The 23,939-nt window shown below is 60.9% G+C and carries 18 protein-coding genes; 10 read left to right on the forward strand and 8 right to left on the reverse strand.

Going from position 1 to position 23,939, the window contains the following annotated elements; genetic code table 11:
- Nucleotides 1-106 precede the first annotated feature (106 nt).
- Both ACO08A_RS03335 and ACO08A_RS03340 read left to right on the forward strand, forming a co-directional pair.
- Entirely contained in the window at nt 107-877 is a 771-nt protein-coding gene (locus ACO08A_RS03335; RefSeq protein WP_422039823.1) for a sterol desaturase family protein, read from the forward strand.
- Nucleotides 878-880: 3 nt separating this feature from the next.
- On the forward strand, nt 881-1,858 hold the full coding sequence (locus tag ACO08A_RS03340) for a cyclic nucleotide-binding domain-containing protein (protein WP_422039824.1): 978 nt from the start codon (nt 881-883) through the stop codon (nt 1,856-1,858).
- Between the two features lie 10 nt (nt 1,859-1,868).
- Here ACO08A_RS03340 and ACO08A_RS03345 read toward each other — a convergent pair whose 3' ends face one another.
- Entirely contained in the window at nt 1,869-2,594 is a 726-nt protein-coding gene (locus ACO08A_RS03345; protein WP_422039825.1) for a haloacid dehalogenase type II, read from the reverse strand.
- A gap of 43 nt (nt 2,595-2,637) precedes the next feature.
- Nucleotides 2,638-3,483: an alpha/beta fold hydrolase gene (locus tag ACO08A_RS03350; RefSeq protein ID WP_422039826.1), complete on the reverse strand. Its 846-nt coding sequence runs from the start codon at nt 3,481-3,483 to the stop codon at nt 2,638-2,640.
- Nucleotides 3,484-3,594: 111 nt separating this feature from the next.
- Between ACO08A_RS03350 and ACO08A_RS03355 the strand changes: the two genes are divergently transcribed.
- Nucleotides 3,595-4,473, forward strand: a complete 879-nt coding sequence (locus tag ACO08A_RS03355) for a LysR family transcriptional regulator (RefSeq protein WP_422039827.1) — start codon at nt 3,595-3,597, stop codon at nt 4,471-4,473.
- A 126-nt stretch (nt 4,474-4,599) separates the two neighbouring features.
- Here the strand turns inward: ACO08A_RS03355 and ACO08A_RS03360 are convergent, their stop codons facing one another.
- Nucleotides 4,600-6,759, reverse strand: coding sequence for a malate synthase G (locus ACO08A_RS03360; protein ID WP_422039828.1), 2,160 nt, complete (start codon nt 6,757-6,759; stop codon nt 4,600-4,602).
- A gap of 256 nt (nt 6,760-7,015) precedes the next feature.
- Between ACO08A_RS03360 and ACO08A_RS03365 the strand changes: the two genes are divergently transcribed.
- Together ACO08A_RS03365 and ACO08A_RS03370 are read left to right on the forward strand one after the other, a co-directional pair.
- The gene (locus ACO08A_RS03365) at nt 7,016-7,906 is read left to right on the forward strand and encodes a DMT family transporter (protein ID WP_422039829.1); all 891 of its coding nucleotides are present in this window, start codon (nt 7,016-7,018) and stop codon (nt 7,904-7,906) included.
- A gap of 119 nt (nt 7,907-8,025) precedes the next feature.
- On the forward strand, nt 8,026-10,785 hold the full coding sequence (locus ACO08A_RS03370; RefSeq protein ID WP_422039830.1) for a cation:proton antiporter: 2,760 nt from the start codon (nt 8,026-8,028) through the stop codon (nt 10,783-10,785).
- A 30-nt stretch (nt 10,786-10,815) separates the two neighbouring features.
- On the opposite strand, the gene ACO08A_RS03375 is transcribed toward ACO08A_RS03370, so the two are convergent.
- From ACO08A_RS03375 to ACO08A_RS03395, 5 genes are all read right to left on the reverse strand, one after another.
- Nucleotides 10,816-11,622 (reverse strand): mechanosensitive ion channel family protein, encoded by an 807-nt coding sequence (locus ACO08A_RS03375; protein ID WP_422039831.1) that lies wholly within the window; start codon nt 11,620-11,622, stop codon nt 10,816-10,818.
- A 105-nt stretch (nt 11,623-11,727) separates the two neighbouring features.
- A complete protein-coding gene (locus ACO08A_RS03380) occupies nt 11,728-13,245 on the reverse strand; it encodes an ankyrin repeat domain-containing protein (protein WP_422039832.1) in 1,518 nt (505 codons plus the stop codon).
- Nucleotides 13,246-13,437: 192 nt separating this feature from the next.
- The gene (locus ACO08A_RS03385) at nt 13,438-14,301 is read right to left on the reverse strand and encodes an SDR family oxidoreductase (RefSeq protein ID WP_422039833.1); all 864 of its coding nucleotides are present in this window, start codon (nt 14,299-14,301) and stop codon (nt 13,438-13,440) included.
- A gap of 56 nt (nt 14,302-14,357) precedes the next feature.
- The gene (locus tag ACO08A_RS03390; protein ID WP_422039834.1) at nt 14,358-15,101 is read right to left on the reverse strand and encodes a crotonase/enoyl-CoA hydratase family protein; all 744 of its coding nucleotides are present in this window, start codon (nt 15,099-15,101) and stop codon (nt 14,358-14,360) included.
- 16 nt (nt 15,102-15,117) lie between these two features.
- Nucleotides 15,118-16,899: an acyl-CoA dehydrogenase gene (locus ACO08A_RS03395; protein ID WP_422039835.1), complete on the reverse strand. Its 1,782-nt coding sequence runs from the start codon at nt 16,897-16,899 to the stop codon at nt 15,118-15,120.
- 217 nt (nt 16,900-17,116) lie between these two features.
- On the opposite strand from ACO08A_RS03395, the gene ACO08A_RS03400 reads away from it, so the two are divergent.
- The 5 genes from ACO08A_RS03400 (at nt 17,117) to dxs (ending at nt 23,849) form a co-directional block, all read left to right on the forward strand.
- Complete coding sequence (locus ACO08A_RS03400) at nt 17,117-18,112, forward strand: L-threonylcarbamoyladenylate synthase (protein WP_422039836.1); 996 nt, start codon at nt 17,117-17,119, stop codon at nt 18,110-18,112.
- Nucleotides 18,113-18,671: 559 nt separating this feature from the next.
- Nucleotides 18,672-19,601, forward strand: coding sequence for a histone deacetylase family protein (locus ACO08A_RS03405; protein WP_421981754.1), 930 nt, complete (start codon nt 18,672-18,674; stop codon nt 19,599-19,601).
- A gap of 122 nt (nt 19,602-19,723) precedes the next feature.
- Nucleotides 19,724-19,972 (forward strand): exodeoxyribonuclease VII small subunit, encoded by a 249-nt coding sequence (locus ACO08A_RS03410; protein WP_319386173.1) that lies wholly within the window; start codon nt 19,724-19,726, stop codon nt 19,970-19,972.
- Between the two features lie 444 nt (nt 19,973-20,416).
- A complete protein-coding gene (locus tag ACO08A_RS03415; protein ID WP_422039837.1) occupies nt 20,417-21,538 on the forward strand; it encodes a helix-turn-helix transcriptional regulator in 1,122 nt (373 codons plus the stop codon).
- 349 nt (nt 21,539-21,887) lie between these two features.
- Nucleotides 21,888-23,849, forward strand: coding sequence for a 1-deoxy-D-xylulose-5-phosphate synthase (dxs, locus tag ACO08A_RS03420; RefSeq protein ID WP_422039838.1), 1,962 nt, complete (start codon nt 21,888-21,890; stop codon nt 23,847-23,849).
- Nucleotides 23,850-23,939: the final 90 nt, after the last annotated feature.

The raw sequence follows: 23,939 nt of genomic DNA on the forward strand, positions 1-23,939 counted from the left end.
CCTATTTTCCAGATAGCTAGGGTGCGTGTCGCTTGACCGGGGGCACCGGTTTTTCTAGCCTCACGGTCAGGGTGCCAATGGATGCATGCAAGCATGGGGGATGGAAATGGATGCAGCGGAAGCGGCGATGCTTTGCCTGATCGCCGTGATCGGTCACCTGATGGCCCTGTTCTGGTTATGCGTCGAGGACTACGAAGTCGATCTCTCGCGCGACCGGATCTACAGCCTGCCGATCAAAGACCCGCAGGTGCGGCGGGAACTGAAGAACTCCCTGCACACGCCGCTGCATGCACTCATGCTGATGATTTTCCTGCTGTTCGGGCTCTTCGACAGCCGGTCGTTTGCCAGCTTCTTCGGCAGTCTCTTGCTCACGGCGCTCTGGGCCGAGATCTGGCACTATGCATCCCACCGCGCCTTTCATCTGAAATCGCTCCACTGGATCCATGCCGAGCATCACCGCAGCCGCCTGTCCAGCCCGTTCACGGCGCTGTCCTTTTCCTTCTGGGAAAAGTTCATTTTCGACCTCGGCATTCTCGGGGTGCTTGCGCTGGTGGACCAGTTCCTGATGCCGCTGAACTTCTTCGGCATCGCGACCTGGTTTGCGCTTTACCTCGTGATCAATTCCTACGGTCACGCCAACTACGAAATCCGCTCCGAAAACTTCATGAAGGTCAAGGGCAAGTACATCACGTCGACGGTGTACCATGCGCTTCATCATTCACGATACACGGGGAACTATGGCCTCGGCACGCGGTTTCTCGACCGCATGTTCGGAACGGAGTGGCCGGACTCGGAAGCGGTTTTCGAGCGCGTGGTAGTGGAGAAAAAGCCGTTGACGTCGCTCAAGGAGACCGTGGCGAAACCGGACGGGAGCTGACCGATGGAACCCGATATCCTGACCGAACTGACGTCCATCTGCGACGAACGCCGGTTCCCGCCCGGGCATGTGCTGCGCTACGAAGGCGGATTTGCGGGCGACATGCTGCTCGTGCTGGAGGGTGAGGTGGAAGTCCGTTTCGAGCAGGGCGACATGTCCACCCGGCTGACATCCGGCCGCAACACGATCCTCGGTGAAATCGGCTTCCTGACAGGAAGCGGGGCATCGGCACGCGTCGAAACGCTCACGGACATTCGCGCGCTCGGCATCGGCCGAAAGGAACTCGATCTCCTGGAAACACGGCAGCCGGACATGGCCGCCGCCTTTTCAAGATATCTTGCGAAGCTGATGCGGGCGCGACTGCAGCAGAACGACGTCCTGCTCGACGATTTCGAAAAAGCGGCCCCGCCGCCACTCGAAGTGTTCCAGTGCAACACCGAGGAGCTTATTCTTCGCGCGCAACACCTGCGCTACGAGGTCTATTGCGGTGAGTTCGGGCGCCCCTCTCCTTATGCCGACCATGAGGCGTGCACGCTCATCGATCCGCTTGACGAGCACGGCACCAGCTTCATCGCCGTCTACGAGGGCGAAGACGCGGGCACCGCGCGTGTCAATCTCGCGCAGCACGGCGGGCTTTCCATCCTGCCGGAGCTCTACGGCATGGGCGCTTCCGATCACCATCCGCACAAGACCTGCGTCATCACCAAATACGCGATCCCGGAGAAATGGCGCGGCGGTGCGACCTACATGCGAATCTTCGCCGCCATCGCGACATTCGTGCAGGCCACCGGCATTCGCGAGATCTACATCGACTGCGTGCCGGATCTGGCGCGCTTCTACGCGACGATGAAGTTCCGGCAATCGGCGGACGAGTTCGTTCACTACGAGAACGGCCTCTCGGTCCCGATGGTGCTTGATGTCGCGGAATACCACGCGCGCATCCCCATCGACGAACGCCTGAGGCGCAATCGCTGGCGCTGAACGTTGAGGATCAGCCGGCAGCCAGTTCCTGCTTATGCGCCTCGACCAGATCCGCCATGCTGTCGAACCGGAAATCGACTGTCGGCATGTCTCCCGGGTTCATGGTCGCTCCAAATCCTTGCTTGTCGTGGCGGCGATAGATCCAGCAGTTCGCGAGTCCGTGGCGGTTGGCCGGAGCATGATCATGAAACATGCTTTCCGCCGTGTGCAGGATTTCATGCCTGGCGATGCCGTTGCGGGCGAGCGTTTCGAGCATGTATTCGAAATTGCGATCCGCGGGCTTGTAGCTGCCGACATCCTCGGCGGTGTAGACCCCGTCGAAGTGGACGCCGAGACGGCCGTTCGAGCCCGAAAAGCTCAGATTGTCCGTGTTGGTCAGCACGACCAGCTTGAAGTGTTCCTTCAGATAGGCGAGCGCCTCCCTGCTGTCGTCGAAGGCCGGCCACTGGCGCACGGACAGGCCATAGGCCGCACACTCTTCCCAGGTCACCTCCACGTCCCATTCTTCGGCGAGACGCCGATAGACGACACCCAGCAGATCCGAATACTTCTTTGCCGGTGTCCAGCGCTGGCTGGTGGATTCATGATAGGCGTGCGCTTCCAGAATGTCGTCCCGGCTCAGGTGCAGGCTGACCTTGTCGGTCAGCGGTTTGAGCGCGGTCACCATGCCGCTCTCCCAGTCGATCAATGTGCCGTAGACGTCAAACGTGAGGGCCTTGAAATCAGAAAGCTTCATTGGGGTGTCCGATCTGTTGAAGATATTATGTGGATCCGGCACATCATTTTTGCCGGCTCAGGAAATCGACCAGCAGTCCAGAAATCTTTTCGGGCTTATCTTCCATCGCGAAGTGCCCGCAGTCTTCGAGAACATGCAGCTCCGAGCCCGGGATTGCGTCGTGAAGCTTGTGCGCCCAGTCGACAACCTGCCAGGCATCGTCCGCCCCCCAGATCAGCTGCACCGGGAGCCTGCCGAGTTCGTGCAGCCGGTCTGCAACCTCCTGCGTGTGCCGCGGATCGTAATGCCGGACCTGATGCTGGAAGAGACTGCCTTGGCCGATCGGGCCTGATATGAAATCCAGATAAATGCCTGCCGCGGTTTCGTCCAATCCATCCGGGTCGTGAACGGTGCTGCGCAGCCAGTCGTGGAAGTGTTGCCGATGCTCGCCATCACCCGCCTTGATGAGCCTTTCCAGGCCATTTTGCATCTGTTCGTTCGTGCGCTTCGACGGCCATGAGCCGAACGAAACAGTGTCGATCATGGTCAGCGACCGGAGCCGTTCCGGATACGAGACACCGAAGCGCTGAGCGATGCCGCCACCGATGTCATGGGCGATCAGATGGAAATAATCCAAACCCCAATGACGCAGCAAACCCTGAAGGATCGGAACCTGACCGGTGACGGAGGTGTCAACGTCCGGGCTCCAGGGACGTTCCGACAAACCGAAGCCGAGAAGATCGTAGACGTGGACCTTGTAACCAGCGTCCACCAGGGCCGGGGAAATCTTGCGCCAGATGTAGGACGAGGACGGTGTCCCGTGGATAAGGACGACGGGCTCGCCCTTGCCGTGGATGCCGTGCGCAATGCGGGTGTTGTCGATCAGCGCGTGGTCATTGACGAGATGCATGAATGCCGCTCCATGAAATGAGGTCTTTCCAAATTCCTAGCGCACACCTATGCTATGAAGCAAATGAATGAATGTCATACAACCATCTAATTTTGTCATTGGAGATCCGAAATGCCGGAACGTTTGGAGATCGATGCCCTTCGCGCGTTGCTGACGATCGTGCAGCAGGGCGGCGTCACCAGGGCGGCCGAGCATCTTTGCGTGTCCCAGTCGGCGGTCAGTCACAAGATCCGGCGGCTGGAGCAGAACCTTGATTGCGAGCTTCTGACCAGACGTTCGGGCGCACCGCTTCTGACGGAAGACGGTGAACGGCTCAAAACCTACGCAAGCCGGATTGTCGATCTGCATGACGAGGCGCTGGCATCGCTTCGAAAGCGGCCGGTGTCCGGCACGATCCGGCTCGGGATGACCGAAGACACGACAACGAGCGGTGTTGCCCGGATCCTCGGCCGGTTCACGCGGCTGTTTCCCGAGATCACGGTTCACACGCGCGCAAGCCAGAGCCTGTGCGTTCAGGATTGGCTGCAGGCGGGTGAACTCGATGTCGCCGTGATGCAAGTCTTCCGGAAAGACGTGAAACCGAGCGATCTGATCCTCTTCGAGGACACGCTGCACTGGGTCCGGTCACCGGATCTCGTCCTGGACACGAGCGCTCGCATTCCGTTTCTGTCCTTTGACAGCAACTGCTTCTACAAGGTCTGGGCGTTCTCCGAGGGCCTCTCGGCGGGGCACAGGCTCGAAAACGTTCTGGAGTGCCCGAGCGCAGCGGGCATCCAGTCGGCGGTCAAGTCGGGTCTGGGCGTCGCGCTTTTGAACGGGCTTCACGTCACACCGGACATTGCCACAATCGATAGCGAGCTTCCCACCCCGCCGGACATCACCTATATCGCCCGGGTGCGTGACGGTGCCGACAGTCCGGCGGTCAATGCCTTGATCAGCGAGATCGCCAAGGAAGTGCAGTCGGCCATCCCGCTGCGCATTGCGGGCTGAACCGCAGCCGGACGGAGGAGCCGGCCAATACCGGCATGCGAACACAAACAAAAACGGCGGCTGCTAAGAGAGGCAGCCGCCGCAATTGTTAAATCATCCGGACCTCCGTCCGCAGTTCCGACGAGATCAGGCCGCCCTGGCCTTGAATTCGATCCGGCGGCGGTGAAGCACCGGCTCGGTATAGCCGTTCGGCTGGCTGGTGCCTTCGATCACGAGTTCGCACGCCGCCTGGAATGCGACGGAGTTGTCGAAGTCGGCGGCCATCGGCCGGTAGAGCGGGTCACCGGCATTCTGCTCATCGACAACCGCGGCCATGCGTTTCATGGTTTCCATGACCTGCTCTTTCGTGGCCACGCCATGATGCAGCCAGTTGGCGATATGCTGCGACGAAATCCGCAGGGTGGCCCGGTCTTCCATCAAACCGACATTGTTGATGTCCGGCACCTTGGAACAGCCGATCCCCTGCTCAACCCAGCGCACGACATAGCCCAGAATGCCCTGCGCGTTGTTGTCGAGTTCGGCCTGAATGTCCTCCGGTGCCCAGTTCGGCCGCTCGGCGACGGGGATGGAGAGGATATCCTCGACCCTGGCCGCATCGCGCGACCTGAGTTCTGCCTGACGGTTCGCAACCGAGACCTGGTAGTAGTGAAGCGCGTGCAGGGTCGCGGCCGTCGGGGACGGCACCCAGGCGGTGTTGGCGCCGGACATCGGGTGCCCGATCTTCTGTTCCAGCATCGCCTGCATCAGGTCCGGCATCGCCCACATGCCCTTGCCGATCTGCGCGTGGCCCGGCAGGCCGCAAGCGAGGCCGACATCGACATTGTTGTTTTCATAGGCGCCGATCCAGGTTGATGTCTTCATGTCGCCCTTGCGGATCATCGGACCGGCTTCCATGGACGTGTGCATCTCGTCGCCCGTGCGGTCCAGGAACCCGGTGTTGATGAAGAAAACACGGTCCTTCGCCTGACGGATGCACTCCTTGAGATTGATCGTCGTGCGGCGCTCCTCGTCCATGATGCCCATCTTGAGCGTGTTGCGCTCAAGGCCCAGCGCATCTTCGACACGGTCGAAGATCTCGGAGGCGAACGCCACTTCCTCTGGGCCGTGCATCTTCGGCTTGACGATATAGACCGACCCGGAGCGGCTGTTGAGATTACCGCCATTTGGGCCAATGTCGTGGAGCGCGATCAGCGAGGTGATCATACCGTCGAGCAGGCCTTCGGGCACTTCGTTGCCGTCCTTGTCCAGAACCGCGTCGATGGTCATCAGGTGACCGACATTGCGCACCAGAAGTAGCGAGCGGCCGTGGAGCGTCAGGGCGGAGCCGCCGGGCGCCGTGTAGTTGCGGTCACCATTGAGGCGGCGCGTGACGGACTTGCCACCTTTTTCGAACGTGTCTTCAAGGTCGCCCTTCATCAGGCCGAGCCAGTTGCCGTAGACGACGACCTTGTCCTCGGCGTCGACCGCCGCCACCGAATCCTCGCAGTCCATGATCGTCGACATGGCCGATTCGAGGACCACGTCGGAGATGTGTGCCGCGTCGGTCTTGCCGATCGGATGCTGCGCATCGATGTTGATTTCCAGGTGCAGGCCGTTTTTGACCAGCAGGATCTTGTAAGGCGCATCGGTGTCACCCGAATAGCCGGCAAACTGCGACGGGTCCGCCAGGGCGACATCCCCGCCTGCCGTCTTCACGAGCAACGCTTCGGCGCTGACGGCAAACCCCGTTGCCCGTGTCCAGCTGCCCGAGGCGAGCGGTGCAGCCTCATCGAGTACCTTGCGCGCATAGGCGATCACCTCGGCGCCGCGCGCCGGATCGAAGCCTCCGGGCGCCGGTTTCGAGCCCATCGCGTCCGTGCCGTAGAGCGCATCGTAGAGGGACCCCCAGCGCGCGTTTGCGGCATTGAGCGCATAGCGCGCATTCATGACAGGCACCACGAGCTGCGGGCCGGCAACCGATCCGATTTCGGGATCGACCCGGTCCGTGCCGACGCCGAAGTCGTCGCCCTGGGGCACGAGATAGCCGATGTCGCTCAGGAAGGCCTTGTAGGTGGCCATGTCGGGCGTTCCAGGATTGGCCTTGTGCCAGGCATCGATCTTTTCCTGCAGCGCATCGCGCTTTTCCAGCAGCGCCTTGTTGCGTGGCGCCAGATCATGGATGAGGGACGACAGGCTGCTCCAGAAATGATCCTGGTCTATTCCAGTCCCCGGCAATGCCTGAGTGTTCACAAAGTCATAGAGAACGTCGGCAACTTGCAATCCGTGGGCATTCGTTCGGGCGGTCATTCGTTTCTCCAGGCGCATGGCTCGAGTTTTGTCATTTAACCGGTGTTTTGGGGCGTTCGGCATCGTTCGTCAATTGCTCAAGAGAACGCATGACTTTTTCCAAAATGGAAAAAATAAACATTATTATATCTGAAATTGCACTCCCGGAGCGAAGATTTGGCTTTCCGTCCAACGGCTGATCCTATACCGGTGTCTGCTCCAGACGGTTCCGCTCTCCAGGCCTTTCATGTTCGCGATTGCTCGAAGATTCGGCGACATGACATACGGCAATGCCTTTGTCATGCTGACGCTCACCACGCTTTTCTGGGGCGGCAACACGGTTGCCGGCCGTCTTGCCGTCGGCGAGGTGTCCCCGATGATGGTGGTGTTCCTGCGCTGGGTCCTCGTTGCCGGAATTCTCGTTCCGCTGTGCTGGACCAGGATGCGGGCCGACTGGGATGTCATGCGCCCTTACCTGCCGCGCATGATCCTGATGGCCGCGTTCGGGTTCGTCGGCTTCAACTCGCTGTTCTATATCGCGGCGACACAGACAACGGCGGTGAACCTGGGCATCATCCAGGGCTCGATGCCGATCATCGTGCTGATCGGGTCCGTAATCTTTTTCGGAACGAAGGTCCGGATCCTGCAGATACTCGGCATTCTGCTGACCCTCGTGGGCGTGACGATGATCGCGGCACAGGGAAGCCTCGAGGTGTTGATGTCGCTCGCGGTGAACCCGGGCGACGGCTACATGCTGCTGTCTTGCCTTCTCTATTCAAGTTACGCGCTTGCACTGCGAAATCGCCCGAAGGTTTCCGGACTGACCTTCTTTGCGGTCCTGTCGGCCATATCCGTCGTCGCCTCGGTACCCGGGCTGGTTTTCGAGGTCTCGACGGGAACGGCCCAGTGGCCGACCTTCGACGGCTGGCTTGTCGTCCTCTATATCGCCGTCTTCCCCTCCTGCCTTTCGCAGATCTTCTTCATGCGCGGCGTGGATCTCATCGGACCTGCGCGCGCGGGCGTGTTCGTCAACCTCGTCCCGATTTTCGCGGCCGTGCTGGCCGTCTCGATCCTGAGCGAACCGTTCAAGTGGCACCACGGCATCGCCCTTGTTCTGGTGCTGGGCGGGATCTGGCTTTCCGAACGCAAGGCCGATCCTGCAGCCTGAACGCAGGTGCGAAATAAAATTTCAGTGAATTTGATATCGCCGCATTCACAAGGCACATTGGGTTTATGGAAACACCATTGATTACAGGCGCATTCGCGCTTTTATTGATAACAATCTCATTGCTGCAACCGCTGGCCCGGCGGCTCGGTCTCGCGCCGAGCGTGCTGCTTGCGATCGTCGGGACCCTGATCGGGATCTCGGCCACCTATCTGTTCTACACGAACCATACCAACCGCTTCGACGACTTTGCCGAGATCTTTGCCGATCCGCCTCTGAACTCGGAAATGATCCTCTACATGTTCCTGCCGTTGCTGCTGTTCCAGACAACGATCACGCTCGATATCCGCAGGATCCTGGAAGACATCGTTCCGATCCTGGTGATGGCGGTCCTGGCGGTGTTTGTCGCGACCGGGTTCATCGGTCTCGCGCTCTATCCGCTGGCATCGGTCTTCCTGTCACCCGAAATCACACTGATCGTGTGTCTGCTGCTCGGCGCGATCGTTGCGACCACCGACCCGGTGGCCGTCGTCGCCATTTTCAGGGATATCGGCGCGCCTGCGCGGCTCGGCCGGATCGTCGAAGGCGAGAGCCTTTTGAACGATGCCGCCGCGATCGTGATCTTCGTCATCCTGCTCGGCGTTTTGACACAGCACGAAACGATCACCCCGAGCGAAGCGGCTATCGCCTTCGGCAGATCCTTCATCGGCGGACTGGTCGTGGGTGCAATCCTGGCACGCGTGGCGGTCAGTCTCCTGGCGCTGATGCGCGACCTGCCGCTGGCCCAGGTTACCCTCAGCCTTGCCCTTCCCTACGGCACATACGTGCTGAGCGACCAGTTCGCGGATGTTTCGGCCGTTGTCGCCGTCGTGTGCGCGGGCACGATCTTCAACCTTTACGGACTGTCGCGCATCCAGCCGTCGAACTGGCAGTTCCTGCATTCTGTCTGGGAGCAGCTCTCCTTCTGGGCGGCCTCGCTGATCTTTCTTCTGTCCGCGATCCTCATTCCCAAGCTGGTGGGCGGGTTCGCGCCCATCGACATCCTGTTGCTGGCCGTCGTGATCGTCGCCGCACTGGCCGCGCGTGCGCTGGTGATTTTCGGGCTCCTGCCGATGATGAGCCTGTTCGGTGCAGGACAATCCGTCAGCAACAAATACAAGACGGTCATTCTGTGGGGCGGCATGCGCGGCGCGGTCACGCTGATCCTGGCGCTCAGCGTTTCGGAGCACGCGGTCCTCAATGCGGAAGTGTCTGGCTTCGTCACCAAACTTGCCACCGGCTTCGTCCTGTTCACACTGCTCGTCTACGGCACCAGTCTTAAACCCCTGATCCGTCTTCTCGGACTGGACCGGCTGAATGCAAGGGACGAAGCGCTCAGAACGCAATTTCTTTCGCTCGCCATGCTGGATGTGCGCTCGGAACTCGAAAGCGCCGCCAAGAGCTACCACATCGACGAACGGGTCGCCTCGGGGGTTCTGAAGGGCTACGAGGACCGGGCAGCGGCAGCGGCCTCCGAAACGAACAAGCTCGAGGAACTCTCGGACTGGGACCGCGTCCGCATCGGCCTGATCGCGCTGGCCGACCGGGAGCAGCAGCTCGTGCTTGAGCATTTTCACGAAAAGACGATCTCGGGACGCGCGGTTTCGCGGTTCCTGACCCTGACAGGACAGATCGGCGACCTGACCCGAAGCGATGGCCGCGCGGGTTACAACAAGGCCACCCGGCAGCCCCTGAAATTCGGGTTCGGCTTCCGGTTTGCGCAGACCCTCCAGAGGCGCCTGCGGATCGCGCGGCCGCTGGCCAACCAGCTTGCCGACAGGTTCGAGTTCCTGCTGATCTACCGGATCCTCGCCGACGAGTTGATCGACTTCAACAACCGCCGCATCCGGCCGCTTCTGGGGGAACGCGTCGGCGACATTCTCAACGACACGCTGTGCCTGCGGCAGGACGAAACGATCCAGGCCATCGATGCGCTGCGCCTCCAGTATCCGGACTATGCGGATTCACTGGAGCGCCTGTTCCTGCTGAAGGCCGGCGTGCGACTGGAAGAGACCGCCTATGACGATGCCAAGGAGCAAATGCTGATCGGCACGGAACTGCACCGCGATCTTCTGCGCGACGTGGAAAGCTCCAGAAAGACAAGCCACACACGGCCAACCCTGGATCTGGGCCTGAAGACACGTGATCTCGTCAGCGCGCATCCGTTGTTCAAGGATCTTCCCGGCAAGCAGCAGAAGGCGATACGCCGGATGATGCGGCCGCAGTTTGCCACGCCGCGCGAGAAGCTGATCCGCCGCGGCGACCGGGGCGATGCCGCCTATTTCATTGCATCCGGCGCGGTCGAGGTTCAGGCGCCGAGCCACAGCGTTCGTCTCGGACGCGGAGACGTCTTCGGAGAAATCGCGCTCATGACGGGTGGACGGCGCAGCGCCGACGTCGTCGCGCTCGGCTATTGTCAGCTGCTCAGCCTCGGCGCCCATGACTTCAAGTCGCTCATGGACCAGCATCCGGACCTGCGCGAACATGTCGTTGCGCTTGCCGAGATGCGGCAGCTGATGAACACCGACATGGCGGAGCACGAAATAGAAGACCCTGTGGTGCCGCAATTCGCTTCCGAAGATCCCCCGCAGAACGCGGAAGAACAGGGCGAAACAACCGGCGGCGACGGCAATCCGCCCAGCGCAGCAGAAGAGGCTGCGGGCCCGGCGGATGCGGATGAGGAAACGGTCAACATCGAGGTCACGGAGGAAATCAAGGTGACCGAGACAATCACGGTTTCCAAGAGCAAGGACAAGACCGCGACCGAGAATGCGCCGGACACCGCCGCCGAAGAGGAAACCACACCGGAAACGGGCACAAAAAAGGAGACCGCCTCGGGTTGAGGCGGCCTCCCTTCAGGTACCTGAAACCGTTTATCCGGCCTTCTGGATCTCGACCGAATGCGGATAGGGGATGGAAACGCCGCCGGCATCGAAGGCTTCCTTGACGGCCTTGAGCATGTGGAATTTCAGTTCCCAATAGTCTCCCGCCTCGCACCAGAGGCGAACACCGAGGTCGACGGAACTGTCGCCGAGATTGGTGACGCGCACCCAGGGCTCAGGGTCCTTCTGGACGCGTTCGTCCGCGTTGGCGACATCCAGGATAATCTGGATGGCCTTGTCGGCATCGTCGCCGTAGTCAATGCCGAAAGTCAGATCGAGACGGCGTGTGTCATGCGCCGAATAGTTGGTGACGACCGCCCCCCAGGCCTGGCCGTTGGGCATGATGATCTGAACGTTGTCGGGTGTCACGAGTTCCGTGACGAAGATATTGAGATCCTTGACCGTGCCCGACGTGCCGCCGATGTCGACAAACTGGCCGATCTTGTAGGGGCGGAAGATGATCAGCATCACCCCGGCGGCTACGTCACTGAGCGTTCCCTGCAGCGCCAGGCCGATGGCCAGCGTGCCCGCGCCGAGGACGGCGACAAGGCTTGTTGCCTCGATGCCGAAGAGCTGAAGGATCGCAATCAGCGTGACCAGAAGGATCAACCAGCGGACGATGGACGCGGCGAAACCGCCAATCGTGTCGTCGATCTGCGGATGGCTGACAATCCTGCGCCGTACCAGTCCGGAGACCATGCCCGCCACGATCCAGCCGATGATGAGAACAACGACTGCTTTCACCGCGTTGATTATCAGTGGCCCGTAAGCGCCAACCTGATCCATTGCACTTTCCATGCGATCCCCCTTTTTGGAACTGCCCCGACTAAACTCCAGAAACGTGAATGCGTCAAAACAATCAGCGCTTCGACCACAGATTGGTGCGGCCACCTGCACCTTTTCCTATGGATGTGGGTCGCGCCAGTCTTCCAGGAACTGAACCATGTCCTCGTTGCCGCACCCAGATATGAAATCGGGATAAAGCACGCTGCCCGCTTCCAGCAGCAGCCGCGCACAGGATATGTGGTCGGCTTCCGGGCGCTTGGGGGCGAATTCGGACCCGTGTATCACCGTGTCGAGGGCGTCGCCGCCGTAGTCGTTCTTGCGCGTCAGATCCGGACTGAGCGTGAGAAAATAGGCCACTTCCTCGACAAGCCCGTTCCAGCCGGCCACGTGAAGGGGCGGCAAGCCCATGCTGTCGGGCACATCCGGATCGAGGCCGGCGCTCACCAGCCGCTTCATGTGATCAAGCTTGCCCGGGATGAAGGCCAGCCGGGTCAAAAGGCCCTTGTCTTCCTCGCTCAGACCGCTGAGATCCAGCGAGCCGGGCACGTCCGCCCCGGACGCGCAGGCCGCCAGGATGCGTTCATTCCTGTCAAGCGGGGTGGCAAACCCCTTCCCTGCCAGATGGTCCGCAACGGGAAGATTGCCGTAAAGGCAGGCCATTGCATGGGCCGTGTGGCCATCCCACACCGCGTTCGGATCGGCGCCGAATGTCAGCAGCAGGTCGACCACGCCGACCGAAGCGCCACGCCGCGCCGCCTGGTGCAACGACGGGATCGTGTTCATGGGCAGACCGCTCGGATGATCGGGCACCGTCAGGTTCGGGTCCGCGCCCGCCTCCAGAAGCATCCGAACCATCTCCAGATTGTCGAAATCGAGTGCCCTTGGAAGCGCGTTGGTGCCATCGGGTTTTGCGCCGTGTTTCAGGAGCAGAGCCAAGGCCCGCGTGTGTCCGAGTTCGGTGCTGTGGTAGAGGCTTTCGTCATCATTCGGATTGGCACCCTTTTCCAGAAGCCATTTGCCCAGCGCGTAATTATCCGCATGGCACATCGCTCCATAAAGTGCGGACAGCGTGTAGTCGCCATCGGGATCCGGCGAATAGCCGTCATCGACGCCGGCGCCGCCCGCCAAAAGCATTTCCGCGATCGCGAGCATATCGCCGGATTTCTCCGGGCTGCGATGGATCTCCTGTGAATAGGCAAGGTGCAGCATCGGCGACCTGATGCCGACCTTGCGCGTCGCCGATCCCTGATCCGCCTCGATCGCGCGGCGGACACCGTCCAGATCGTAGAGCGCGACCTTGAGACCCAGATTGTCGTCTTTCAGGTCCGGCTCATCCTTCAGCAGACGCTCCGTCACCCAGTGCTGACCGAAGTAAAGCGCGACCTTCAGACGCTCGGCCTTCTCTGACCGGCTCATGGCCCGGCTCTCGATGGCGAATTTGAGTTTCGGCCAGCTGTCCTGCCCGGCCTCGCGGGCAATGACATGCAGGAAATCCGCATGTCGGAGCTGCCTGTCCCCGCTCACATGCGCGGATACGCGCGCGGCGGCGTCCGCATCGCCTGCCGCGTGTTGCTTTCGCAACCGGCGCGCAGCTTTCTTGTGAGCGTCAAGGTCCGGGGGAATGCCGTTGGTCATGGCTTTTCTCCTGTTCGTACCGCCCGGACGATCCGCTGGTTTCGGGCGCAGGTGAAAAACCGGCTATTTGCATCTGGTGTCAGGGTGCTTTCGCTGTCCGCGGATCCGGTTGCCGCCCTCATCGGCCCGGAAAGGCTGCCTGAACGGGCTCACAATTGCAAGCCCGCTGCGTCTCGTGGCACCGTGCGCCAGTCAGGACTTTGCCGGTCCGAGATCCGCCGGGGCGGGAATGTCGTCGGGGACAAAGAAGTCCGGCGCCAGCGACAGGCTCGGATCGACCCGGTAGGCGTCGAAATCGGTAACGCCGCGGCTGGCAAGGAAAGTGTCGTCGATCAGGAACTGGCCGGTGAAGTCCTTTGACGGAGATGAGAAGATCTCATGGGCGGCATCAGCGAGAATGTCGGGCGTCCGGCTCTGCTGCATCATCTTGTCGCCGCCGATGATGTTCTTGATCGCGGCCGTTGCGATGGTGGTTCTGGGCCAGAGCGCGTTGACGGCAATGCCCTTGGAGCGCAACTCGCCCGCCAGGCCGAGAACAACCAGGCTCATGCCGTATTTGGCGATCGCGTAAGGCGTGAACGGCGCGAACCATTTCTCCTGCATGTCGAGCGGCGGCGACAGCATGAGTATGTGCGGATTTTCGGCACTCTTCAGATGCGCGATCGCGTGTTTGCAGCAGGCCAGCGTGCCGCGCGTGTTGATCTGGTGCATCAGGTCGAAACGCTTCATGTCGGTCTGTTCGACAGGCGTCAGCTGGATGGCACTGGCATTGTTCACCAGGATATCCAGGCCGCCGAAGTGGACTGCCGTCTTGTCTATCGCGGCTTTCACCGCTTCATCGTCGCGAACGTCCACGACCAGCGGCAGCGCCTTCCCGCCGGCCGCCTCGATTTCTTCGGCTGCCGTGTAGATCGTTCCCTCGAGCCTGGGATGCGGTTCCGCCGTCTTCGCGGCAATGGCGATGTTGGCGCCGTCCCGTGCCGCTCTGAGCGCGATAGCCTTGCCGATGCCGCGCGAGGCACCCGTGACGAACAGTGTCTTGCCTTTCAGGGACATGCTTGTTTCCTCCGGAGAGTTGCCGTTGTGACCAGGTTCCGTGCGCGCACGTCCGGTCACGCCTTTTTCTTGGTCATGAAGGCCTGGAATGCCGCAATGGTTTCAGGCGCGGTCAGCCGGTCGGCGAAAATGCTGATTTCTTCCTCCACGCGCTCCGACAGCGCGCCGGTGTCCCCCTTGAGAAGCTGTCTCGACAGGGCCATCGCCTCCGGCGGCTTTGCCGCGATCTGTTTCGCACAGGCGAGAGCCGTATCGTCGACATTGTCATCGACGATCTCGTTCACCAGTCCCAGACGCTCCGCCTTTTCCGCGGTCAGCGGATTGCCGAGGCACAGGAGTTCGAATGCGCGCGCGTGCCCCATCAGCTGAGGTCCGAGCAGGCTCGAACCGGCCTCGGGCACAAGCCCGAGATCGACGAACGGAGAGCGGATAAATGCGCGCGGACTGGCAAAGACCATGTCGCAATGCATCAGCAGTGTCGTGCCGACTCCGATGGCGAGCCCGTCCACCGACGCAACCAGCGGCTTCTGCGTACGGACCAGAGCCCGAAGGAACCGGACCACCGGTGTCTCGGCCACCGCCACCCGTCCGGCATATTGCAGGAAATCGCCGATATCGTTGCCGGCAGTGAACACCTCCGGCTGGCCGCAGATCAGGTGGCAGCGGATATCCGGGTTTTCGTTTCCGGCTTCCAGCGCATCGGCAAGATCGGTGTACATGGCGCCCGTCAGGGCATTCTTTTTCTCCGGCCGATCGAGGCGCAGGGTCTGGACGCCCTCGTCCAGGCTAATGCGGATCATTGGTCACTCTCCCGTCTCAGGATGCCAGCGCTTCAGGGTCAAACGCCTTGATCGCGTCCGCGGACAGAACGACGTCCGATTTCAATCCACCGGTCTCGCCCAGCACCGTTTCGCAGAAACTGCGTGCGAGCAAGGTTCGCTCGGCCTGCCGTTCGGCCGGCGCTTCCGAGGAGCGAAGCGCGCCCCTGGCAAGTAGGGCGCCACCCAGGGCAAGACCCGCGACCCGCAGATAGGGCGTTGCGCCGGAAAGCGCGTCCGCCGTGCGTCCGTCGGCAAGGGCGGCAAGCATGTAGCCGGTCGCCTCCTCAAGATCCCGAACGCTTTCGCCCAATCGTGCTGCGGTCGCTCCGAATTCCGGCCGGAGGGAGGCGGCAACCTCACCGGCGACCGCCTTCAGCTCGGCAATGAACCCCTTGATGTGCTCACCGCCCGATAGCGGCAGCTTGCGAAGCACAAGGTCAATGGATTGTATCCCGTTGGTGCCCTCGTAGATCGGGGCGATGCGCGCGTCGCGCAGATGCTGAGCTGCGCCGGTCTCCTCGACATACCCCATGCCGCCATGGATCTGGACACCGAGCGAAGCGACCTCGACACCGAAATCGGTCGAAAGTGCTTTCGCGATCGGCGTCAGCAGGCTGGCGCGTTCGTTCCAGAATGTCCGCCCTGCTTCGTCTTCACTGACATTGGCCATATCGATCGCATGGGCGCAGGCGTAGCAGATCGCACGGGCAACCTGCGTCTTGGACTTCATCGTCAGGAGCATGCGCTTGATATCCGGATGACGCGCGATCGGGCTCATGCCCTCGCCGCTATCGCCCGGCGCCCTGCCCTGCTTCCTGTCGATGGCATAGTGAAGGGCCTGCTGATAGGCCCGCTCGGCAACACCCAGCCCCTGGATACCGACGGCGAGGCGGGCGTTGTTCATCATGGTGAACATGCAGGCAAGACCCTTGTTCTCCTCGCCAACGAGCCAGCCGGTCGCGCCGCCTTCGTCGCCATACACCATCGTGCAGGTCGGTGACCCGTGGATGCCTAGCTTGTGCTCGACACCGGCAACGCGGACATCATTCCGCGCGCCAAGCGAGCCGTCCTGGTTGACCAGGAACTTGGGCACGAGGAACATGGAAATGCCCCGGGTCCCCGCCGGCGCATCCGGCAAACGCGCCAGGACCATGTGCACGATGTTGTCGGTCAGGTCGTGATCGCCATAGGTGATGAAGATCTTCTGGCCGAAAATCCTGTAGGTGCCATCGTCGTTGCGTTCCGCCTTCGCCCGCAGCGCGTTGAGGTCCGAGCCGGCCTGCGGCTCGGTCAGGTTCATGGTGCCCATCCATTCGCCCGACACCAGCTTGTCCAGATAGGTCGCCTTCAGCTCGTCCGAGGCATGTTTCTCCATCGCCTCGACCGCACCGATCGTCAGCGTCGGTCCGATCGCAAAGGCCATCGACCCGGAATTCCACATTTCCATTGCCGCCGCGGAGAGCATCTGCGGCAAGCCCTGACCACCGGACTCCACGTCGGCCGACAGGCCGTTCCAGCCTCCCTCGATCCAGGCATGGTAAGCCTCGCGCCACCCGGGAGGCGTGCTGACCGTGCCATTTTTCAAGGGCGTGCCATGCTTGTCGGCCACCGCATTCAAGGGCGCGATTTCCTCCGCAGCGAAACGGCCGGCCTCGTTGACGATCGCGTCGACAAGGTCATCCCCCAGTTCGGAGTGGCGTGGATTTTTCTGCAAATCACCAAGGCCGCACACATGCCTCAGTGTAAAAACGATCTCGTCGACGGGTGCGCGATACATTCAGGTCCTCCCCAGAACCGCCCGGCCTCTTTGCCGCCAGTCATTCTGTGTTTTCTTCGTTCGACGCTTGACGGATGCAGTGCTTGTCCGCAAAAGGCGCTGGAAACATTTCGGGACTGGACAATAGACCAGTTGACGTTAACGTCAACCCATGTCGCTACGGCAGGTCACCCACATTTCGCACAACGGGATTTGCAAAACGGGCAAAGTGGACTGAATGCAGCTCTGGACCGTCAATTTGAAGAAGCCTGACTGGCAGGATGCTCCTGAAGCGCCTGACGTCTGCGCCGCGCTGACCGCGGGCGAGCTCGTTGCCGTTCCGACCGAGACGGTCTACGGACTTGCCGCCGACGCCACGAACGGTGTCGCCTGCGCGAAAATCTTCGAAGCAAAGGGCCGCCCGCAATTCAACCCGCTGATTTCGCACGTACCAAGCCTTGAAGACGCGCGCCTGCATGGCCGGTTTGATGCGCTTGCGCTGCGCCTGGCCGAGGCTTTCTGGCCCGGACCCTTGACCCTCGTCGTGCCGAAGACCGAAGGCTCACCGATCTCGGACATGGCGACGGCAGGGCTGATGACAGTGGCCCTGCGCGTCCCCGCGGGTCCCGTGATGCGGTTTCTTGCCGACAGAACCGGCAAGCCGCTCGCGGCCCCAAGCGCCAACCTGTCCGGCAGGATCAGTCCGACCCGCGCGCAGGACGTCATTGACGATCTCGGGGAGGCACTGAGCTTCGTCGTCGACGCCGGACCATGCCGTGTCGGAATTGAATCCACCATTGTCGGCATCGTGGACGGCAGTCCGAGGCTGCTGCGTCCGGGCGGCATATCGCGCGAGGAGATTGAAGATGCCCTGGGCACAAGCCTGCTCGCCGCCGCACCCGGCATGCGCCCCGATGCGCCGGCCGCGCCGGGCATGCTCGCCTCGCACTATGCCCCGAACGCGTCCATGGTCCTGAACGCGCGGGAGGTCACGCAGGACGATGCGCTGCTCTCATTCGGCCCGGAGCGAATTCAAGGTGCCGAGCATGCCCGCATGGAATTCAACCTGAGCCCTGAAGGTGATCTGGCAGAAGCGGCGGCCAATCTGTTTCAGGGAATGCGAACGCTGGACGCAAGCATGGCCCGCACGATCCGGGTGCAGTTTATCCCCAGCTTTGGGCTTGGCGAGGCTATCAACGACCGGCTGAAGCGGGCCGCTGCACCGCGTCCATGATATCGATAACCAAAATCGCCTGCCGCTAGCACCGCCTCCGTTCCCCGGCGGCGCGTGATGCAATTTTCAGCTGCATCAAAAAAAGGCATATATTTCAGCGTTTCCCGACCCAAACGCGCGTCACAAGTTGAAGCCTTGACCAATGAAGTCAAGGTCCGGGGTCAACAAGTTTCCAATATAACAGATAAACGAAAATCAAGTTTACAACTGCAATACACGCAAGAAATGAAGCCGGAATTTTGCGTGCGCAGCTTGACGTTTCGCGAGTTATCAACACCGACCTTTGGCGGATTACGGTAAAAAACTCGCATTCCCTTACGAGAATCACGTAACCTTACTCACACAATTGAGATGCAGCGGACCTCCCCTCGGGCATTGCGGTGCTCGCACCTTTGAACAGGCCGGCAAGAAAGCCGGCCTTCTTTTTTTGTTTTGGGCCACGTTTCCGCTTTCCGGACAAACCTTCGCTTCATGCGACCTATCATCAATTGACAGCACCGTTTCAGACCTTTCTGATGGGCTTGCTCAATCCAAAACAAACCTTTCCGGAAACGCCTCTTTGTCTACACTCCTCCTGCACCATCCCTGCTATCTCGATCACCTTACTCCGCTCGGACACCCTGAACGGCCTGACCGGATCAGGGCGATCGACAGGATCCTGGAACACGAGAAGTTTCAATCTGTTGAGCGGGATATCGCCCCGATGGGCACCGTCGAGGACATCGCGCGCGCGCACCCGATGGGATATGTCGACCAACTGCACCGGCTTGCACCCGATGAAGGCGTTGCTCGGGTCGATGCGGATACGACGATGTCGCCCGGAACCTGGGAAGCAGCGCTCAGAGGGGTCGGAGGCGCGTGCCGCGCGGTCGACGAGGTCCTATCAAAAAAGGTCAGCAACGCGTTTTCCGCGTCGCGCCCGCCCGGTCACCACGCGGAAAAAGAACGGGCCATGGGTTTTTGTTTCTTCAACAACGTGGCGATCGCCGCGCGCTACGCCCAGGCGAAGCACGGGGTTGGCCGCGTCGCAATCGTCGACTTCGACGTACACCACGGCAACGGAACGCAGGACATTTTCTGGGACGATGGCAGCGTGATGTATTGCTCGACCCACCAGATGCCGCTCTATCCCGGGTCCGGGGCCGCGTCGGAGACCGGTGAAAAGAACACGATCGTCAATGTACCTCTCGCACCCGGTGAGGACGGACCGGCGTTCAAGGAAGCCTTCGAGGTTGCCGTGCTGCCGCGCCTCGACGATTTCCAGCCGGAACTTGTCATCATCTCGGCCGGGTTCGATGCGCATGCGCGTGACCCGCTCGGCGGGCTCAACCTTGTCGAAGCCGATTTCGCCTGGGCGACGCGGGTCCTGATGGATGTTGCCGACAGGCACAGCAACGGGCACGTCGTTTCGGTCCTTGAAGGCGGCTACGATCTGGAAGGCCTGGCCCGGTCGACGGCGGCCCATGTCATGACGCTGATGACCGGCTGAAGGTCGTCACGCCAAAAAATTCACCGGGGATCAAAGGGGGCAACTTCACATTCCTTGCTTGACCTTTGTGCTCCGTCCCGCGACTTTCCAGATACTGTCCGGCTTCAAGAGGGAACGCACCGATGAGTGACGCTTCAACAGACATTTCCGAACTGACTTTCGAAGATGCGCTCCGGCAGCTGGAGACAATCGTGCGCGAGCTCGAACAGGGCAACGTTCCGCTTGAACGCAGCATCGAGATGTATGAACGCGGCGATGCGCTGCGCAAACGGTGTGACACGCTGCTGAAGTCCGCGGAAGCGAAAGTCGAGAAAATTCAGCTCGGACAGGACGGCAACGCGCGCGGTACGACCGAGCTGGATCCGCAATAGCGCAGGCGTGACAGCCCCGAATTCCGGCGGATTTCCGTGCTTTCGGGCGGCTCTGACGTCGCCTTTTTCCTCTTCTCGAAAATGACCCTTCCCCAGGCTTCGCTTCGCCGCAGCGTGAGCAGGATCGCGGTCGCATACGCGCCGGCAAACAGCTTCCCAAACACCGTGCCGTTTCCCTGCCTATGAGAGCGGCAGACCTCCGCGAGCACCTGTCCCCAACCCAATCAGGGCCGCGCTCTGAACCCTGCAAATGGGCTTCTATTGCCATTTTTCGCACAAATTGATAGTAATATTTACAAGTATAATAAATCTTTATGTAATATTTAGTTGACGCTTTGGACAATGCCATCACTCAGCAAGACAGACGAAGCAGATCTACTTTTACGAGTACTGGAATGCGCGACACACTCTGACGGATGGGCCTCCATTCTGGACTCGATTGACTTGAAGCTGAACTGCATTTCTTTCCTGTGCGAATTCGCGCAGGGCGGTGGGCCGACCTCGAACTTCGATGGCGGGCGGTCGTCGCAGCGACTGAACGACGTGTTTTTTCCGCGGGCGGCGAAGGGGAGCGACGAGGCCCTGAAGTTCCTGCTGGAAGAAGCAGAGCTGCGCTTCCCGTATTGCAAGACCACGCTGAGCAAGGGCGACTTTGGCAGCAACAGGCCTGTCACAGGGTCACAGCAGCCCATCGGCGCCCGGACCGGAAACGCCTTCGACGGAACGGACGCCGACGCTCACGCAGCGGATACCGCAGGGTTGGTCTCGCCCCTGATGCGGGATGAAGGGTCGACAATCCTGTTCGGATGCCTGTTCAAGGAACACACGACCGAGACAATTGACGTCGAGGCTGCACACCAGACGTTCCGGACACTCACGAAGGTTCTGACGCCGGGTATCGACGCGTTCTTCCGGTCCGAGCGGCACAAGGCGAAAAACCGGATCCAGGAAGCACTCCTCCTGGGGTCGGCTTGCCCGACGGTGTTGCTGACCAGGGACAAGGAATTGCTCGGACATTCAGCATCCGGACTTGAAAAACTTCTGGCGACCGGAAGCGTGCGGTTCAATGCCTCCCGGTTCGAGTTCAAGAACAAACAGCTGGAGACCGCGTTTCAGGACGTTCTCGGCGCATTCGACAGCAGCGGCGAACCGGCAGTGAAACAGGCAAACAGCCGCGAGCCGGTCAAAGACGAAACCGGCGATCATTCCGTTTGTCTTGAAGATCCGGACGACCGCCTGAAACGCATAACGATCAAAGCCGTCCCCGCCACTACCGCACGAAATGGCAACGGAAGCGGCCCCTGGATCGTCCTCCAGATTTTCGAGACATCAGACCTTCCGGAAGCCCTGGAGTTCGTCCTGCAGGACCGTTTCGAACTTTCGCATTCGGAGGCTCATCTGGCACGCCACCTGACGATGAGCGGTTCCATGAACGATACGGTGCGGGACCTCGGGATAACGCGAAATACGGCCAAAACCCATTTGCGGCGCATCTTCGACAAGACCGGCGTCAACACGCAACTGCAGCTCGCAAGGCTGGTTCACGGGATCTCGCGCCTGTTCTGAATTTCGGGTTGTCAGGGGGCGATACACTGCACGGAAACGTCAGGCGGCCTCTTGCTCAGAGCCAAATGTGCGGCAGCCACAAAAAGGGGCCGCGAGATGCGACCCCAAGTTGATCACTGTGCACGTGGCCCCATCGACCACACCAATTCCTTAGGCCAGATCAACGGCAGATGCATCACCCAAAAGGGTGACTGAAATTCAAAAACGATCAACACTGCCAAAATTGCACGTGATCTGCACCCCAAATCAAAAATATTGAGACACGATCACCCCTAGATCTCCTGTTGAGATGACGTAACAATTTGGCGCATTACTGCTGCAGCATTTGCGCCCTATAATCCGTTGGTGTATGCCTGCCCGCCAGATTTCATTTCGTGGAGCCTTCAGCAGAGTGTCTTCAAAACCCGATACCCCACTTCTCGACAAGATCAATTCCCCCGCGGAATTGCGCACGCTGGATGAAACCGATCTGAATCAGCTCGCTGACGAACTCAGATCGGAGACCATCGATGCCGTGTCGATCACCGGTGGTCATCTTGGTGCCGGACTCGGGGTCGTCGAGCTGACGGTTGCGCTTCACTATGTCTTCAACACGCCCGACGACAAGATCATCTGGGACGTCGGCCATCAGTGCTATCCGCACAAGATCCTGACCGAGCGGCGCGACCGGATCCGCACTCTCAGGCAGGGCAACGGTCTGTCCGGCTTCACCAAGCGCGCCGAAAGCCGCTACGACCCGTTCGGGGCCGCCCATTCATCGACGTCGATTTCCGCGGGCCTCGGGATGGCTGCCGCAAGAGACCTCGACGGTGGCGACAACAATGTCATCGCCGTTATCGGCGACGGGGCGATGTCCGCCGGCATGGCCTATGAAGCCATGAACAACGCGGGGCATCTGGGCTCCCGCCTGATTGTCATCCTGAATGACAACGACATGTCCATCGCGCCCCCGGTCGGCGCCATGTCGGCCTATCTGGCAAAGCTGGTTTCCGGCCCGACCTATCAGACCCTGCGCGATGCCGCCAAGAACATTGCCAAGAACCTGCCGAAGCCGGTCTTCGAAAAGGCGGCGCGCGCTGAAGAATACGCGCGCGGCTTCTGGACCGGCGGGACCATGTTCGAGGAACTCGGCTTCTACTATGTCGGCCCCGTCGACGGACACAATCTGGAACACCTGCTGCCGATCCTGAAAAATGTCCGCGACACCCATCACGGCCCCGTGCTCATTCACGCGGTGACCCAGAAGGGCAAGGGATATGCGCCGGCAGAGGGCGCCAAGGACAAGTATCACGGCGTCGCCAAATTCGACGTCATCACCGGCAAGCAGTCAAAGCCGAAGGCGAATGCACCAAGCTATACCAATGTCTTCGCCACCTCGTTGATCAAGGAAGCCGAACACGACGACAAGGTCGTCGCGATCACGGCAGCCATGCCGGACGGCACCGGGCTAAACCTATTCGGCGAAGCGTTTCCCAAACGCACCTTCGACGTCGGCATCGCGGAACAGCACGCGGTGACCTTCGCCGCCGGTCTTGCAACCGAAGGCTACAAGCCGTTTGCCGCGATCTACTCGACATTCCTGCAGCGGGCGTACGACCAGGTGATCCACGATGTGGCGATCCAGGGCCTGCCCGTGCGGTTCCCGATCGACCGGGCCGGCCTGGTCGGGGCGGACGGTCCGACGCATGCGGGCGCATTCGATACCGCGTTCCTGTCATGCCTGCCGGGTTTCGTCGTCATGGCGGCAGCCGACGAAGTGGAGCTGCGCCACATGGTGGCGACTGCGGCCGCCTATGATGAAGGCCCGATCTCCTTCCGCTATCCGCGCGGCGAAGGTGTCGGGCTGGACATGCCCGAACGGGGCAGCGTTCTGGAGATCGGCAAGGGCGTGATCCGGCGCGAAGGGACCAAGGTCGCGCTGCTGAGTTTCGGCGGTCGCATGAACGAGTGCCTGAAAGCCGCCGACGAACTCGATGCCGCCGGCCTGTCGACCACGGTTGCCGATGCCCGGTTCGCGAAACCCCTGGACATGGATCTGATCCGGCGTCTTGCGCGCGAGCACGAGGTTCTCGTGACGATCGAGGAAGGCTCCGCAGGCGGTTTCGGCAGCCACGTGCTTAGCCGGCTTGCCGAAGAAGGTTTGCTGGATAACGGGCTCAAGATCCGCACGCTTGCACTCCCGGATGCCTATATCGATCAGGACAAGCCCGATGCCATGTATGCAAGGGCCGGTCTCAATTGCGACGGCATCATGCAGGCGGTTTTCACCGCGCTCGGAACGGAAATGCTGAGCGCCCCGCAACGCGCCTGACCGGGTTCCGGATCCGGCAAAATCGACACCCCGGGCCGCAAATGCGGCACGCCTGAAATCGTGATTGACACGAGCCGTCATTACTGGAAA

This window comes from Roseibium sp., from assembly GCF_965232425.1.
In the GTDB taxonomy this organism is placed as follows: domain Bacteria; phylum Pseudomonadota; class Alphaproteobacteria; order Rhizobiales; family Stappiaceae; genus Roseibium.